Here is a 13,304-nt window from a genome sequence, read left to right on the forward strand (position 1 = left end):
GATCATGCCTTCTCTGGTGCCAGGCGGAGGTAAGCGGTCTTTTCGTGGGTGAAGAACGCCGCGGCGACGGCACTGTTCTGTTCCCGGGGACCGGCAAATGTTGAATCCTTCATCCCGCCGAAGGGGGCATGAATCTCGGAACCGGTCGAGGGGGCATTGACCTTTACGAGGCCGGCGTCCAGGTACGTGACGCACCGCCGGGCGGCGCGCTCATCGCTGGTGAACACCGCGGCCGTGAGGCCGAAGTTGGTGTTGTTCGCCATCGCAATGGCCTCGTCAAGGGTGGCTGCGCGGAGAACGGTGACAACGGGACCGAATATCTCTTCGCGGCAGATCGTCATCGATGCCGGACCGGTCAGCACGGTGGGTCGGACGTAGTTCCCCTCTGAGGCGGGAGCGGGGGACTGGGCAAGAATTTGCCCGCCTTCGGTGATGGCCTGGTCGATCGCGGCGTTAATTTCGTCGCGGGCTGAGGCGGAAACGACGGGGCCGATCTGCACGGACGGGTCAGTACCGGGGCCCACGACAAGTCCGGACACCTTCTCCTTCACCCTCTGCAGGAACGCCTCGTGCCCGTCGCCGACAAGGATGATGCGCCTGGTGGCCGTGCATTTCTGGCCCGTGGAACCCATGGCGGCGTTGACGGCGCTGCTTGCGGAGAGTTCGACGTCGGCGTCGGGCAGGACAAGAGTCGCGTTGTGTCCGCCCAATTCCATCTGCAGCTTCGCGCCGCGTCCACAGACGATCCCGCGGATGTGGTGGCCCACCGGAACGGATCCGGTGAAGGTCACGCCCGCCACGGACGGGTGGGAAACGAGTTCAGAGCCCAGCGGACCCGGGCCAAGGAGCAGGTTCGCGACACCGGCCGGAACACCGGCCGCGGCCAGAATGTCCATCAGCAGGACTGACACTCCGGGGGTGTGGCTTGCGGACTTCCAGACCACGGTGTTGCCGTGCAGCAGTGCCGGTGCGATCTTCCACGCCGGGATCTGCAGCGGGAAGTTCCACGGGGTGATCACACCGACGATGCCCAGCGGGCGCCGCACGGTGAAGATCCGCTCATCGGGGTGGCTGGAAGGGTATTCGGTGCCGACCGGGTTCCGGGCCGAGCCTGCGTGGTAGTCGAACGTGTCGGCGGAGGCGTCGACTTCCATCCTGGACTCCGTCAGGGTCTTGCCATGTTCGGCCGTCATGACGCGGGCTATCTCGTCGGCCCGTTCCCTGATCAGTGTGGCGGCAGCGGACAGGATCCTGCCCCGGGCCAAAATCCCCAGCCGGTCCCACGCCGGGGCTGCGGCAGCGGCGGCCTGGATCGCCTGCGCGAGCTCCTCGGAACCGGCCTGGTGATAGGTGGTGACCGCTTCGTCCGGTGCCGACGGGTTGAATCGGAACCTCGTGTCCCCGGTCCCTTCAACCCAACGTCCGTTGATGAAGCTGCTGGCGGGCTTGGTCATGACGGGCATTCTCTAACCTCTTAGTGTTTGTTGATCTGTGACTGTCCTCACGATCAACGGTAGACCCGGCGAGACGTCCACTGAAGTATCTATTTGACGCTTATCAATATGCGTTTAGTCTTGTTCGTATGAACCTTCGGCGCTTGGAGCTTTTCGTCGCGGTGGCGGAAGAACTCCACTTCAACCGTGCCGCGGAGCGGCTGCACATGGCCCAGCCGCCCCTCAGCCAGCAGATCCGAAAACTCGAAGAGGAATGCAAGACACAGCTCTTCGTACGCAACTCCCGCAACGTCCAGCTCACCCCCGACGGCGAACTGCTCCTGGGGCACGCCAGGAAACTCCTGACCCAGTACGGGGCCATGACCGCGGCACTTCGGCAGGCCCGCAACGGGGAAGCCGGCAAGCTGCGTCTCGGTTTCGTCTCATCGGCAGCGATTTCAGCCGTTCCGCCCGTGGTGCGGGAACTCCGATCGCAATGGCCCGGCATTGACCTCGAGCTCCGCGAGGAAACCACCGACGCCCAGATCGACCTCATTGCCGGCGGAGCCCTGGATGCCGGAATCGCCAGGGAAGTCCGGGCGGTGCCGGGCCTCAGTACCACCCTTCTGCAAAATGAACGCCTCGTCGTAGCCGTCGCGACTGACCACCCGCTGGCGGACCGGACTTCAGTCGGGCTTGGAGAACTGAAGGGCGAGAGGTTCATCGCCTTCCCGCGGGACAGGATCTCGCGCCTTTTCGACCACATCGCCGCATTGCTTGACGCCGCTGACGTCGACTTCAACCTCGCGCAGCAGGCCGTCCAGTTCCCGACCATCCTCGGGCTGGTGGCCGCCCACCTGGGCATCGCGGTTGTCCCGGAATCCCTCCGCGCCTTCGCCATCCCCGGCCTTTCCTATCTGGATATCCAGGATGTCGGCGCCATCTCCCGCGTCAGCCTGATCTGCAGCAACGAAATGACCGATTCCCCTCTCCTCGTCAAAGTCAGGGAAGCCTGCCGACAAACGATGGGAGTCCCGGAACCCGGCTAGCGCGGGGCAGGAGGAGAAACCGTCGAATATCCGGCGCCAGGACTTCGCAAGACATCCCAAGGAATTTTCAGGAAGTTATAGCCTGACGGCCGAACCCGCTGGCGACCAGACGCCGGCAAAGCCCTCGTTGCCGGATAACGTCACGCGACGCAGTGAGTCACGACATCGGAATCGAACTCGTCGGCACCCTGGTAACGCTCAACGTCCGACCTCATCGACGAAGCCAGCGAACTTCTGGCGGCCGTATCCGTCCACGACGGCATCTACTTCCTTCTGGGGCCGTCTGGAAGCCCTACGGACGGCATGGGAACACCTCGGACTCGACGGCGTCACAGGAACGACTGTCGGGTGGCGAGATCACCCGACCACCGCATGCGTGTCCTCATAGAGGCCCGGACCTTTCTACCGCAGCGACTTATTCGGTCAGCGCGACCGCGCCCTACAAATACCCAAGTGCGCACCCAGCTGGATGGTTGCCCGACGTCAGGAAGAGTCCTTAGCGCTGACTGCCACAGCTTTGACGCGTGTCCGATCGCCAGATGGTGTGGAGAGCGATGTCGAACACCTTCCGCTCGCCTAAATCTGTGAACACCCAGACAAACCCGTGTTGCGGAAAAGGCGCGTCAACCGCACCGCGCCAGACGTCACCGGTTTCGTGATCCAGGACAACGACCCGGTGCCCCGGCGCAAGTAACAGGAAGGCGTCGGCTTCACATCTTGTGAGGGCGTCTTTCGGTCCTATTCGTCCCGCAGCAAGGTACGCCGACGCCTTCCGCAGCGAGCACGGCATCTGGCCGGCCGTGGGGCATGCGCCCGGCATGAAGCTGTCGGTCGTCGCGCCGGAGGTACCAAAGTTATCGTGGTTCATCGGAGAACGGACCCCAGCTTTCCCTCGTCGTGCCCGGCGGCAGCTCAGCGTTGAGCCGGGCCTCGTAGCGGCCAGGGGCGAGCCGTGTTACCAGGATGCCGACTCGTTCGGTCATGGCCACGGGCTTCAAGATTTCCAGCGCCTGGTCCAAGGCGGCGTCCAGTTCATTTCGTGTTTGAACGGCTACGAGGAGTCGATCGGGCGCCGTTTGAATGGTCATAAGTCCTTACTCTCTTCACGATCGGTTGCCCCGCCATCGTTGTCCACCGTGTGCGGTTCAATATTCAGTCGCAATAACGGCGATTGCGTCAGGCGCCGTCTCCTCATGGTCCGGTAGCGAAAAAACAGATCAGTCCTTTGAAGGCTGGCTCTGCGGTCGCGTTGCTTTCTGTCAACCCTGCCTATCGCTAAGGCGAGTTCACCAGGCGCCGGGAGTTCCTCGTGGCCCGGCAGATGCTCAGAACACCGTGAGGTCAACGCTCCGCCTGCCAATAATGATGATTTCCCTTAAACGGCCGGTGATGCACAGCCCGCCCTCGGCATCTGTTCCGCCCCTGTCGGCTGTGACGAGACAGGGCCGTGACGTTGGTGGCCAAGGCGAAGGCGCCGGGGACCACGAGCGGGACCGGGCAGGGGCGCCGGCACGGTCCATGGACATAGTGAGCGACCGCTGTCGCCGTTGGAGCCTCAGATGGTTGTCAGGATTGGTTGGTCAGAAGTAGGTCCGCGGCGGCGTCAGGGGGAGTAGTGCACTGTTTGCTCTCGGTAATAGCGCACTACGCCCCTATGGCGCATGGGGCCCGTCAGCAGGCCGGGCGGTTGAGGACATCATTGGACACGCGCTGCTTGAGCAGTGAGCCGCCCGGGCCGGTCAGCAGGTTACGGTTTTCCACCATGACAGTTCCCCGCAACACGGTCATGCTTGGCCAGGCCGCTACGCGGTAGCCCTCCCATGGGGTGTAGTCGGCTTCGTGAAGGTCCGAGGCCGTGATCCGGCGGTCCACGTTGGTGTCCAGCACGGCCAGGTCAGCGTCGCTGCCAATGGCGATGACACCCTTCTGCGGGTACAGGCCGAGGATCTTCGCGGCATTCGCAGAGGTGATGTCTACGAAGCGGGTCAGGTCCAGACCCCGCTTCGCGACGCCCTCGGTGTACGCCACGGCCATGCGCATTTCCACTCCGGCGTGCCCGCCTGTCGCGTCCAGGATGGTCTTCCCGCGCGTCTTTACGTCCAGGTCGGTGCAGACGCCGTCTGTGGCCAGGGTGCTCAGTGAGCCGTCGAGCAAGGATTCCCACATCGAATCCCGGTCCGTCTCGGACTTCAACGACGGATACGTGTGGTAGATCGCTCCGTTCTCCTGCCGGTAATCCTCGGCTGTGAAGTACGCGTAGTGGGGGAGGATCTCCCCATAGACGGCCTGGCCGCGTCCGCGGGCCTCGCGGATGGCGTCCACGCCCTCACGGGCACTGACATGCATCAGGTAGATGGGGGCACCCACATGGTGGGCGAGGGTGATCGCCCGCTGGAAGGAGAGTTTCTCGGACAGGTTGTTGTGGGCGTGGTGCATGTACTCGATGCCGGTATTGCCCTGGTGCTGCAGCTTCTTGTATGAGTACATGACGATGTCGTCGTCCTCGGCGTGCACGGCAAGCATCGCCCCCGAGGCGGCCGTCTGCTCCATTAGCCCCCACATGTTGCCCAGGTCAGTCTTCTGCTTGGGCCGCGTAGGCGTCGTATTAGTCATCCACACCTTGTAGCTGCCGTGTCCGGCTGCCACCGCATCCGGGATCTGCTCCAGGACTTCGAAAGGGATCTCCGGTTCCTTGAACGTCCCGTGCAGCGCGTAGTCCGTGTATGTGGAGCCGGCCCACTCGGCCGATTTCCGGGCGAACGACTCGGTCAGTTCGTCGCCCGGCTTCCAGTGGGCGAAGTCCACCAGTGTGGTGGTACCGCCATAAATGGCGCCCTCACTCACACGGTCAGGTCCGAAGCACATGATGCCGCTTTCCGCAGCCGTGGGAAGTACCGAGTTGGTGTGCACGTGCGGATCGACGCCGCCGGGTACCACCAGCTGACCCTTCAAATCCACGACGCGCCGGGCCTCGTCCGGCGTGCCCACGCCCGACGCGCGGAGTGAGACGATCTTGCCCCCGGCAATACCGATGTCCAAACGCTCGGCACCGGAGGGCGTGACGACCAATCCATTGGTCAGGAGGAGATCAAACATTGGAGACCTGCGCATTCAAAGTGTCGGAGGATTCGGAAGAGAATGGTCCAGCGCTGAAATAGCGCGATGCCAGCGTGACCTTGGCCGAGACCCGAGCATTGACCAGCTGCGAGACGGATACATCCGCCGCCGCGCTGAGCAGCATCGCTGTCTTTTCCCGGGACCATTTCCGGTCGGTTTGGAGCAGCTCCAGCATGTCGTCCAAGGCGAGCCTCGCCGCCTCATCCAGCGTGTCGCCGTCGCCGATGGTGATGACGGAACCGCCGCTGAGGACCACTGGCCGCCGCATGCCGGCGTACGGATTCGCACCGCTGGGAACGACAGTGCATGAGAGCCGTGCGCTGCCTTCAACCTCAACTGCGGTCAGCGAGCATTCACCGTCGCCCTGCGCCGCGTGCAGATCACCGGCGTACAGCATCGCTTCGCTCACCTGGACAGGGATCACGACGGCGGCACCCGCCGTCACGTCCTTGCAGTCCATGTTTCCGCCATGGATTCCTACGGTGCTGGAATTCGGGCCGGCGCCGACAGGCGCCACCCCGATTTTCCCCACCATGGGCCGGACAGGGATCTTCGTGTCGTCATCGAACTCAACGTGGCCGTCCACGATTTCCACCACATGCCCTGCCCTGCCCAAGTCAGCGGTGAAGCCGCCACGTCCGGGCAGCGTGACCATTGCCCCGCGGTCGGCGATCCTGATCTCGTGGACGTCCACGCGCAGAGCATCGCCGGGATTGACTCCGCGGATCGCAACGGGGCCGGTGACGGGAATGGACAGCTTCTCGTACTCGCCGGTCTCCTCGAAGAGGCCGCCGGTGAGCAGGCTCCGCGCGTCCAGCCAGAAATGCTCGCCCTGATTGACGGTAAGTACCGGTTTGGAGTTCGCCTCAAAGGTCAGCGAGGCGTCTTGGTAGCCGACGCACGGCGTCTCGCGCAGCGTTGGGATTTCCTGCATGCTGTGTCTCCTCTCAGGACGGGTAGACGGGCGTGGCCCAGTTCTGGTCAGCGGCGACACGTCCGATGACGGCCTTCCGGTATAGCTCCTGGAGGCTGCGGGTGGTGTCGCCGGCTGTTCCCGCTCCGATGGTGGTGCGGTCCACGGACGCGACGTGGTTGACCTCTGCGGCGCTGCCGCACACAAAGACTTCGTCGGCGGAATACAGTTCGGTGCGGTCGATGGGACGGATGTCGACGTCGATGCCCAGCTCCGTGCGTGCCAGGTGCAGGACGCTGTCCCGGGTGATTCCCTCGAGGATGCTGTCGGTAACCGGGGGAGTGCAGAGTCTTCCCTGGCGGACCATGAAGACGTTGTAACCGGCGCCCTCGGCGACGTGTCCACTCTCCGTGAGCAGCAGCGCGGCGCCATAACCGTTCCGTTTGGCCTCCAGCAAGGCAAGTCGGCCGTTCTGGTAATTGGCAATCGACTTCACCCTAGGCGGCATGGACCGGTCCGAGAGCCTGGCCCAGCTGCTGATCTGCACGTCCAGTCCCGTGCTGCCGAAATAGTTGCCCATGGGAATGGCGGCCATGAACACGGTGGAAGGGCCGGTGTCCTCCGGCTTGCCGTCCCTGGAATCAACGAATACCTGGGCCCGCATGTGCAGATTGCCCCGCAGCTCATTGGCCCGGATGAGGCCCAGCAGCTGATCGCCGAGCAGCCCGATATCCTGCGGCCCGTCGATCTCCACCACCCGCATGGAATCGATCAGTCGCTTCATGTGGTCCGCCACCCTGAACGCGTAGAGCTGCTGGTCGTCCTCGCTCCAGTACGCGCGGAACCCCTCAAATACTCCGACGCCGTACTTCAGCGACGTGCTCAGCACGTGGAGGCGGGCGTCGGCGTAGTCCACCAGCTCGCCGTCGTGGAGCAGATACTTCACCGGCTGTCCCGGAGCGGTTTGCCGGGTGGCTACTGCGGCTGCTGCTTCTTGAAAGTTGGGCATCGTAGGTTCCGTTCCTCATCTGTTCCGTGGCGCCGGCGGCGGAGACAGCACCCCAGCTTCATCACATTCGGTACTTGCTCACTATATTGAAGTCACTTGCGGGCGGTGTCAATGGTTCGGCTGTAGCTTCCCTGGCAGCCAGCCTGACGTCCGGACTCCCCACTCGACCGGGTATCGACGGGCCTACCTGGCCGGCTGACCGTTGAGTTCTGGGTGATTTTTCGGAAAAGAGTGCAATTCGTCACACTTGCCGCTACAGTCAAATTCAATAAAGTGACGAGACTTTGATATGAGGGAATCGCCTCTCAAGGTACGAACAGGGAGCTGAACATGCAACAGCCGCCGGTCCTCAGTCAGGACAATCTTCAATACATTGCGAGTGAGATCACTGCGATCCGACGCAGTTCCCACTTTGCATTGCCCATCACCAGCGCCGGACTCTCCGAGGGGGCTCCATGAGCATTCAAGGACTTCCGCGCACCTCACCGGGCCTCCGCGTCACAGGATGGGCGCGCCGGGGCCAGACCCTACTGATGACCCGGTCCAGCACGATCATGGTGGCCGCTGCAGTGGCCATCATCGTGGGGCTGCCCCTCATGGCAATGTTCGCCCCGCTCCCGCACGATCCATTGCGCCCGGACACGAACGCGATCGGCATTGCGCCCAACGGAACGCACTGGTTCGGTACCGATGGAAACGGGATGGATATCTTTTCCCGAACCATCGAAGCCGCGAAACTGGACCTTCCTGTCGCCCTCGCCGCCACAGCACTTTCCCTGGTGGTCGGTGTCCCCCTGGGGCTGTTTGCCACGAGCGGGAAGCTGGGCGACGTCATCATGCGTGTCATTGACGCCTTCGCTGCGCTGCCGATCATCGTGATCGCCGTCGTTTCCATCAAGCTCATGGGTGGCGGGGCCACGGACGTGGTTCTCGCGATCGCCATTGTGGCCGCCCCCCGGTTCGTGCGCCTGTCCCGGGCAGCGGCCATGGCACTTCGTTCCGCTCGCTATGTGGAGGCTGCGGCAGCGATCGGTTGTTCACCGATCCGGATCGCCTTCAACCACATCTTCCGCAATGCGTATGGCGTGGTCCTGGTGCAGGCAACTCTGACGGCGGCCAACGCACTGGGAACCATTGCTGCCCTGAACTTCCTTGGCGTCGGGGTTAAGCCGCCCACCCCGACGTGGGGAGCCATGATCAACGATGGCGTCAGCATGCTGATCCGTGGCGAATGGTGGGCCGCAGCGTTCCCCACCATTGCCATGCTCCTGGCCATCGGCTCACTGAATGTGATCGCCGGAGCAATCGAAACCAAGATCGAGCGAGTGGAACGGGCACGATGATGACAGGACTTCATGTACGGGACCTCGTAACCGAGTTCCACTCCCGCAGCGGCGTAACGCGCGCACTGCACAACATTTCCTTCGATGTCGGCGCCAACGAAGTCGTGGGCGTCGTGGGTGAATCAGGATCGGGAAAGTCCACGGTGGTGCGTTCGGTGATCAAACTGCTGATGCCACCGGGCCGGGTCATGGAGGGCACTGCCGAGTTCGACGGCCAGGACCTGATTCGCCTGTCGGAGCGGCAAATCCGCCAAATCCGCGGCAAAGAGATCGGTTTCGTGGCGCAGAATCCCTTCAGCGCGTTGAATCCAGTGGTCCGCATCGAGAAGCAGTTCGCGAACATTGCCAAAGCGCACGGGCTCAAGGTGGACACCGAGTCCCGGGCCCGGGCCCTGGACCTGCTGGCCTCCTCGGGCGTCAACGATCCTGAACGCGTCATGCGCGGCTACGCGCACGAGCTCAGCGGCGGCATGGCCCAGCGCGTGGTCATCGCCATGGCCTTGTACCTCAACCCCCGTCTGGTCATAGCGGATGAACCGACGACGGCGCTCGACCTCACCGTGCAGCGCCAGGTGCTGGACACACTCACCAGGCTGACCAAGGACTGCGGCCGATCGATGCTGATCGTCACCCACGACCTTGGCGTGGTGGCCAATTACTGCGACCGGGTGCTGGTGATGTACCGCGGCCGCATCGTTGAACAGGGCCCGGTGTCCGAGGTGTTTGTCCGGCCGCAGGACCCGTACACCGTCTCGCTGCTCAACTCCGTCGTGCAGCCGAAGGCTGCCGGCACAGCCCATCCCACCGAACTCTCCGAATCCAGGAGCATCTGACCATGCCCATCATCGAATTGAAGGATGTCCGGAAGACGTTCCGAAATCCGCAGGGACAACCCGTGACAGCCGTCGACGGGATATCACTTTCCGTCGAACGCGGTGAGACCATGGGGATCATCGGCGAAAGCGGCTCCGGAAAATCCACGCTTGGCCGCCTGATCCTCAGGCTCAGTGAGGCCGATTCCGGCACGATCCTGCTGGAAGGCGAGGATATCCGCGCCTTGTCGAAGGCGCAGCTGAGGAAACGACGCAGGCGCTGGCAGATTGTGTTCCAGGAGCCGTTTGCTTCCCTGAACCCGCGACTGACCATCCGCCAGATCGTTGAGGAGCCGCTGATCGTCGCGAAGACCTACGGCTCCCGGGCTGAACGCCTGCGCCGGGTCACGGAGACGCTGGAAGAGGTGGGGCTCTCGCAGGATTTCCTGAACCGCCGCCCCGCCAACCTCAGCGGAGGCCAGCAGCAAAGGGTGGGCATCGCCCGGTGCCTCGTTACCGACCCGACGCTGGTGGTCCTGGATGAGCCGACGTCTTCGCTGGACCTCACAATCCGGGCCTCCATTCTCCGCATGCTCGCGAAGCTCCAGATCGCCAGGGGACTGACCTACGTCTTTGTTTCCCACGACATCGAGACCGTCCGGAGCTTCTGTTCCCACGTGGCCGTCATGCACCGCGGACGGTTCGTTGAAACAGGGTCCACGGAGGACGTTCTGTCCAATCCGCAACAGCCCTACACCCAGGCCCTGATGTCCGCGGCGATGCCCCCTGTTCCGTACATCCCTGAAGCAAAGGATGCCATGGCATGATCCGCTACATCGTCTCCCGCCTGGTCATCGCCTTCCTGCTCCTGTTGGGTCTCATCACCCTGAGCTTCAGCCTGGTGTCCCTGCTGCCCGGAAACCCCGCCGTTGCACTCCTGGGCGAGTATGCAACCCCGGCGGATATCGACCGGATCAATGCCCAACTGGGCCTAGACAAGCCGTTCTGGGAACGCTATCTGGACTACATGGGCCGCACGTTGAGCGGGGACCTGGGGAATTCGTTCTTCACCGGAAGCTCGGTCTCCGGAGAGATCTGGACGCGGCTGCCCAACACCCTGGTCTACCTGCTCCCTGGCCTCCTCCTGGCGCTGCTGATCGGCATGGGAATGGGTACGCTGGCGGCCTACCGCTATGGGCGCGGAGCGGACAGGGCCTTCACTGCCGGCGTCTCGGTCCTCATGGCCATGCCGGAGTTCGTCCTGGCCCTCCTTCTCCTCTTCATCTTCTACCAGCAGCTCCATCTTGCCCCAGCCCCGCTGGGCATGCTGTCCAGCTCCGACATTCCGCCGCCCAAAGCCACGGGATCCGTTGCCCTGGACGCGGTGATCTCCGGGCAATGGGGAACGATGCAATCCATCCTGAGCAGGGCCGTGCTCCCCGTCATCACCATGGGCCTGTTCTTCGCCGCTCCCTTCGGCAAGACCGTCCGAACAGGCCTCCTCCAGGTGTTGAATTCGCCCCAGATCGAATTCGCCAGGGCGTGCGGACTGAGACCGCTGCAGGTCTTCCGCTACGCGCTCAGCGACGTGCGCGGGGCCTTGATGACCTACATGGTCCTGCTCTTCGCCGCGGCACTCAGCGGCGCTGCCATCATCGAAAGCGTGTTCTCCTGGCCCGGCGTCGGGGGGTGGTCGTTGGACGGTGTACTCAAAGGCGACGTGCCCGTCATCCAGGGATTCGTCCTCATCATGGGTGCCACGAGCCTGCTGGGCTACGTGCTGCTGGACGCCCTCATCACGATGCTGGACCCCCGCACCCGCACCAACGTCATCCGCGGCGCGAAGCACCCTGCGGCCGTGCCGGCGGTACAGCAGGGCTGAGAACCGGCACCCCAAAAACCCTTGACAAACCCACAATATTCAATAGATTGAAGATATGTTCACTTCATTGCATGCAGACAAGTTGGCGGTCCTTGGCGGAACCGTCCCGCTCGACGGCCGCGTGAGCTGGGTTCCGCAGGGCGCCACAGGATTCCAGCCATCGAACGCCTACCTCTTGACCGAGGGATCCTCCAGGCTCCTGGTCGATTCCGGACTGGCGGTCCACAGAGAAGAGATCCTTGAGGACCTGGCAGGGCTCATTGGCGAAGGCGGCGGAGTTTCCATCTTCTTCACCAGGCCCGAGATGGACTGCGTGTCCAACCTCGAACCGATCGCCGGCAGGTTCGACATCGAACGGCTCTTTACCGGCGGGGTCATCAACCCCTTCGACGCCTTCGACGACCTGAGCCGGCTGGCACTGCGCGGACGACGCCACCAGATCGACGCCCAGCGGACCGAGGAGGGCGACTCCATGGCGCGGGCCGCGGAGATCAAGATAGCCCCCGGCCGCGTGCTGGAAGTCGAATCGCCCCTCCTGCGCCTCCTGCCCACGTTCTGGGGCTGGGACAAGGAAACGGGCACGTTGTTCACCTCGGACACCTTCACCCACGGTGTGATGGACCGGCCCGACGGCCAGCGCATCATCGACTCCACGGTCCAGGACACCACCACGGTGGAACAGGTGGCCGGCCACCTATATGCGAAATACGAATGGATCCCGCGTTCCACGTGCGAGCCCCTGAGGGAGTGGCTCCAGGACAAGTTCGACGCCCTGGACCCCGAGGTCATCGCCCCGTCCCGCGGATGCGTCCTGAAGGGACGCGACGTGGTGCGGCGCCACCTCGATTTCATGCTCGACGCGCTCACCCCGCAGCTGGTTTAGGAGACCACCATGGAAGAACAACTTGTAGAAACGATGAGCAGCGACCTCCCGCGCAGCGTCGCGAAGGGCGTCACCTGGATGAGTTCCTGCCTCCCCTTCCACCTGGCGGACCGTGTGATCCACGGCCACAACTCCACCTACCTCGTCCAGGGTGAGCATTCGTCCATCCTGGTGGACACCGGGAATCCGTCCAGCTGGCCCATCATTTCCCGCACCCTCGACGAACTGCTGGACGGCCGCGAGCTGACCTACGTCTTCCCCACGCACCCCGAGCTTCCCCACACGGGAAACCTCCCGCGGCTCGTGGAGAAGTACCCCGACATCAAGGTGGTAGGCGACATCCGTGACTACCACCTCTTCTACCCGCAGATCGTTCCGAACCTCCACGCAAAGGTGCCCGGAGACAGGATTGACCTGGGCGGGCAGGAGTTCACAGTGGTGGAGGCGCTCATCCGGGACCTGCCCAACACCCAATGGGGATTCGTCCCCGAAAGCGGCGTACTCTTCACCGCCGACGGTTTCTGCTACATGCACCGCCCCGAGCTCGACGACGAAGACCCGGTACACCTCCCGGGCGAATGCGGGCTGACCACCGGCGAACTCCGGGTGCCCATCGCCGTCGAGAATGCTGCCTTCTTCACCGGAAGCGCACTGTACTGGGCCCGCTTCGCCAACGACGCTGACGCAGTCTATGACCGCGTCCTTCATCTTATTGATGAAATTGGCGTCAAAGCGGTGGCCCCCACCCACGGCAACTTCATCAGCAACATCCGCGAGGTGGAGCCCATCATCCGGGCCGGCCACAAACGCGCCTACCGCTACGAGACCGCACAGTCGTAACTTCCCCCAATAAACGGAGTCAC

12 protein-coding genes are annotated in these 13,304 nt (G+C 63.4%); 7 read left to right on the forward strand and 5 right to left on the reverse strand.

Annotated features, from left to right (window positions below):
• Positions 1-2 precede the first annotated feature (2 nt).
• Entirely contained in the window at positions 3-1,454 is a 1,452-nt protein-coding gene (locus tag AB4089_RS17240; RefSeq protein ID WP_441410493.1) for an aldehyde dehydrogenase family protein, read from the reverse strand.
• Positions 1,455-1,582: 128 nt separating this feature from the next.
• Here AB4089_RS17240 and AB4089_RS17245 point away from each other — a divergent pair, with 128 nt between their 5' ends.
• On the forward strand, positions 1,583-2,482 hold the full coding sequence (locus tag AB4089_RS17245) for a LysR family transcriptional regulator (protein ID WP_441410494.1): 900 nt from the start codon (positions 1,583-1,585) through the stop codon (positions 2,480-2,482).
• An 854-nt stretch (positions 2,483-3,336) separates the two neighbouring features.
• On the opposite strand, the gene AB4089_RS17250 is transcribed toward AB4089_RS17245, so the two are convergent.
• The 4 genes from AB4089_RS17250 to AB4089_RS17265 all read right to left on the reverse strand — a co-directional run bounded on the left by AB4089_RS17250 (position 3,337) and on the right by AB4089_RS17265 (position 7,521).
• A complete protein-coding gene (locus AB4089_RS17250) occupies positions 3,337-3,570 on the reverse strand; it encodes a hypothetical protein (protein ID WP_441410495.1) in 234 nt (77 codons plus the stop codon).
• A 583-nt stretch (positions 3,571-4,153) separates the two neighbouring features.
• Positions 4,154-5,578 carry an amidohydrolase family protein gene (locus AB4089_RS17255; protein WP_441410496.1) on the reverse strand — a complete coding sequence of 475 codons (1,425 nt, stop codon included), beginning with the start codon at positions 5,576-5,578 and terminating at the stop codon, positions 4,154-4,156.
• Positions 5,571-6,533, reverse strand: coding sequence for an acetamidase/formamidase family protein (locus tag AB4089_RS17260; RefSeq protein ID WP_441410497.1), 963 nt, complete (start codon positions 6,531-6,533; stop codon positions 5,571-5,573). Before AB4089_RS17260 ends, AB4089_RS17255 begins: the two co-directional genes overlap by 8 nt.
• A 13-nt stretch (positions 6,534-6,546) precedes the next feature.
• Entirely contained in the window at positions 6,547-7,521 is a 975-nt protein-coding gene (locus tag AB4089_RS17265) for a branched-chain amino acid transaminase (protein WP_441410498.1), read from the reverse strand.
• Positions 7,522-7,976: 455 nt separating this feature from the next.
• Here AB4089_RS17265 and AB4089_RS17270 point away from each other — a divergent pair, with 455 nt between their 5' ends.
• Genes AB4089_RS17270 through AB4089_RS17295 form a run of 6 tightly spaced genes read left to right on the forward strand, consistent with a single transcriptional unit; the run spans position 7,977 to position 13,281 of the window.
• Positions 7,977-8,864 (forward strand): ABC transporter permease, encoded by an 888-nt coding sequence (locus tag AB4089_RS17270; protein ID WP_441410499.1) that lies wholly within the window; start codon positions 7,977-7,979, stop codon positions 8,862-8,864.
• Positions 8,861-9,697 (forward strand): ABC transporter ATP-binding protein, encoded by an 837-nt coding sequence (locus AB4089_RS17275; protein WP_441410500.1) that lies wholly within the window; start codon positions 8,861-8,863, stop codon positions 9,695-9,697. The genes AB4089_RS17270 and AB4089_RS17275 overlap by 4 nt, the downstream gene beginning before the upstream one ends.
• A 2-nt stretch (positions 9,698-9,699) precedes the next feature.
• Positions 9,700-10,503: an ABC transporter ATP-binding protein gene (locus AB4089_RS17280; protein WP_441410501.1), complete on the forward strand. Its 804-nt coding sequence runs from the start codon at positions 9,700-9,702 to the stop codon at positions 10,501-10,503.
• Complete coding sequence (locus tag AB4089_RS17285; protein ID WP_441410502.1) at positions 10,500-11,558, forward strand: ABC transporter permease; 1,059 nt, start codon at positions 10,500-10,502, stop codon at positions 11,556-11,558. Before AB4089_RS17280 ends, AB4089_RS17285 begins: the two co-directional genes overlap by 4 nt.
• Positions 11,559-11,613: 55 nt before the next feature.
• Positions 11,614-12,441 carry a hypothetical protein gene (locus AB4089_RS17290; protein WP_441410503.1) on the forward strand — a complete coding sequence of 276 codons (828 nt, stop codon included), beginning with the start codon at positions 11,614-11,616 and terminating at the stop codon, positions 12,439-12,441.
• 9 nt (positions 12,442-12,450) lie between these two features.
• Positions 12,451-13,281 carry an MBL fold metallo-hydrolase gene (locus tag AB4089_RS17295; protein WP_441410504.1) on the forward strand — a complete coding sequence of 277 codons (831 nt, stop codon included), beginning with the start codon at positions 12,451-12,453 and terminating at the stop codon, positions 13,279-13,281.
• The last annotated feature ends 23 nt before the right edge of the window (positions 13,282-13,304 follow it).

This window comes from Arthrobacter sp. 2MCAF15 (assembly GCF_052115605.1).
Lineage (GTDB): Bacteria > Actinomycetota > Actinomycetes > Actinomycetales > Micrococcaceae > Arthrobacter.

Excerpts from the sequence above, each read along its gene's own strand:
- AB4089_RS17265 (WP_441410498.1), bottom strand. The coding sequence starts at position 7,521 with ATGCCCAACTTTCAAGAAGCAGCAGCCGCAGTAGCCACCCGGCAAACC.
- AB4089_RS17240 (WP_441410493.1), bottom strand. The coding sequence starts at position 1,454 with ATGACCAAGCCCGCCAGCAGCTTCATCAACGGACGTTGGGTTGAAGGG.
- AB4089_RS17285 (WP_441410502.1), top strand. The coding sequence starts at position 10,500 with ATGATCCGCTACATCGTCTCCCGCCTGGTCATCGCCTTCCTGCTCCTG.
- AB4089_RS17275 (WP_441410500.1), top strand. The coding sequence starts at position 8,861 with ATGATGACAGGACTTCATGTACGGGACCTCGTAACCGAGTTCCACTCC.
- AB4089_RS17290 (WP_441410503.1), top strand. The coding sequence starts at position 11,614 with ATGTTCACTTCATTGCATGCAGACAAGTTGGCGGTCCTTGGCGGAACC.
- AB4089_RS17280 (WP_441410501.1), top strand. The coding sequence starts at position 9,700 with ATGCCCATCATCGAATTGAAGGATGTCCGGAAGACGTTCCGAAATCCG.
- AB4089_RS17245 (WP_441410494.1), top strand. The coding sequence starts at position 1,583 with ATGAACCTTCGGCGCTTGGAGCTTTTCGTCGCGGTGGCGGAAGAACTC.
- AB4089_RS17295 (WP_441410504.1), top strand. The coding sequence starts at position 12,451 with ATGGAAGAACAACTTGTAGAAACGATGAGCAGCGACCTCCCGCGCAGC.
- AB4089_RS17270 (WP_441410499.1), top strand. The coding sequence starts at position 7,977 with ATGAGCATTCAAGGACTTCCGCGCACCTCACCGGGCCTCCGCGTCACA.
- AB4089_RS17260 (WP_441410497.1), bottom strand. The coding sequence starts at position 6,533 with ATGCAGGAAATCCCAACGCTGCGCGAGACGCCGTGCGTCGGCTACCAA.
- AB4089_RS17255 (WP_441410496.1), bottom strand. The coding sequence starts at position 5,578 with ATGTTTGATCTCCTCCTGACCAATGGATTGGTCGTCACGCCCTCCGGT.
- AB4089_RS17250 (WP_441410495.1), bottom strand. The coding sequence starts at position 3,570 with ATGACCATTCAAACGGCGCCCGATCGACTCCTCGTAGCCGTTCAAACA.